The following is a 1,325-nucleotide window of genomic DNA, read 5'->3' as shown; positions in this document are numbered from 1 at the left end:
CCACCCCCTAGACGCTTGATCGTCGATCCGCTATTTTTCCTTCATGTCCACCGAACGAGGAAAACGATACACTGCAGAACAGAAGCAAGAGCTCCTCGAGCTCTTCCGCCAAAGCGGCCTGAACGCGTCGCGCTTCTGCAAGGAGATGAACCTGAGCTATCCCACGCTCAAGCGTTGGCTCGGCCCGGCTGCGACCAAGCCGGTCCAGTTTGTCGAGGTCGGCGGAGCCGAACCGGGCGAAGGACGCTTGAGCATTGCCTTGCCCAACGGCCTGTGGGCCGAGTTCCCTCTGGACGCCGACAGGTCGGTCGTCGCGGGCTGGATACGGGAGCTGAAGGCATGCTGAGCTTCTCCAGCGCGGTCCGCATATTCCTGGCGGTCGAGCCGGTGGACATGCGCAAGAGCTTCGACGGGCTTTACGCCGTCGCCGCCAACCAGCTAAAGGAGAACCCGCTGCAGGGCGGGATGTTCGTCTTCTCCAACAGGCGACGCAACCGGCTGAAGATACTCTTCTTCGACGGAACGGGGCTGTGGGTTCTAGCGAAACGGCTCGAGAAGGGAGGCTTCACCTGGCCTAGGCCCAGCGACGCCGCCAGCGGGAAGCTGCGGCTCAAGAGCGAGGCCTTGTCGATGCTGCTCGGCGGCATAGACCTCAAGGACGGGATGGCCAAGGCGTGGTACGAACGCTGAAGAAAATCGTTGATCCAGGCCGCGTATCCTCTATCCAGATACGCGATGCCGCCGATAGAGGAAGTCCTAGCCGAGAACGCGACGCTTAAGGCGAAGCTGTCGGGCAAGGACGAACGCATCGCCGAGCTGGAGGCGCAGATCGCGTGGTTCCGCCGCCAGGTCTTCGCCGGAGGCAAGTCCGAGAAGGTGGACCTCAACCAGCTCGACCTTTTGCTGGGCAAGCTCGAGGAAGCCAAGGCGGCCGAGACTCCGCCGCAGAAGATATCCTACGAGCGCAAGGCCAAGCCCTCCCGCAAGACGCGCGACGAGCTCTACGGCAACCTTCCGGTCCTCGAGGAGACGGTAGTCGAGCCCGAGGAAGTCCAGGCCAATCCATCCGCCTACGAGCGCATCGGCGAGGAGCGGACCTACGAGGTGAAGGTGGAGCCGCCGAAGTTCTACCGCCGCAGCATCGTCCGTCCAAAGTATCGGAAAGTTGGCGACAAGTCCCAGGCGCCCGTCGTTGCCCCAGCCCCGCTTCGCGTAGTGGAAGGCGTCGCCTCGGCCGAGCTGCTCGCCTACGTCGTGGTCTCGAAGTTCCTCGACCACCTTCCCCTGTTCCGCCAATGCGCGATCTACAAGCGGCACGGCTTCGC

Annotated in this window: 3 protein-coding genes; all 3 read left to right on the top strand. The window is 63.1% G+C overall.

Annotated features, from left to right (window positions below; translation table 11 throughout):
* Window positions 1-43 precede the first annotated feature (43 nt).
* Window positions 44-346 carry a transposase gene (locus tag QEH57_RS24680; protein WP_309009477.1) on the top strand — a complete coding sequence of 101 codons (303 nt, stop codon included), beginning with the start codon at window positions 44-46 and terminating at the stop codon, window positions 344-346.
* Complete coding sequence (gene tnpB / locus QEH57_RS24675; protein ID WP_191616993.1) at window positions 340-690, top strand: IS66 family insertion sequence element accessory protein TnpB; 351 nt, start codon at window positions 340-342, stop codon at window positions 688-690. Before QEH57_RS24680 ends, tnpB begins: the two co-directional genes overlap by 7 nt.
* Before the next feature lie 45 nt (window positions 691-735).
* Window positions 736-1,325, top strand: a 590-nt coding sequence (locus tag QEH57_RS24670; RefSeq protein WP_309009476.1) for a transposase, incomplete at its 3' end; no start/stop codon positions are given.

The sequence above is a fragment of the Pelagicoccus sp. SDUM812005 genome, from assembly GCF_031127875.1.
Lineage (GTDB): Bacteria > Verrucomicrobiota > Verrucomicrobiia > Opitutales > Opitutaceae > Pelagicoccus.
The sequence above is the reverse complement of the archived record's forward strand: the minus strand, read 5'-3'. Positions and strand labels throughout refer to the sequence as shown.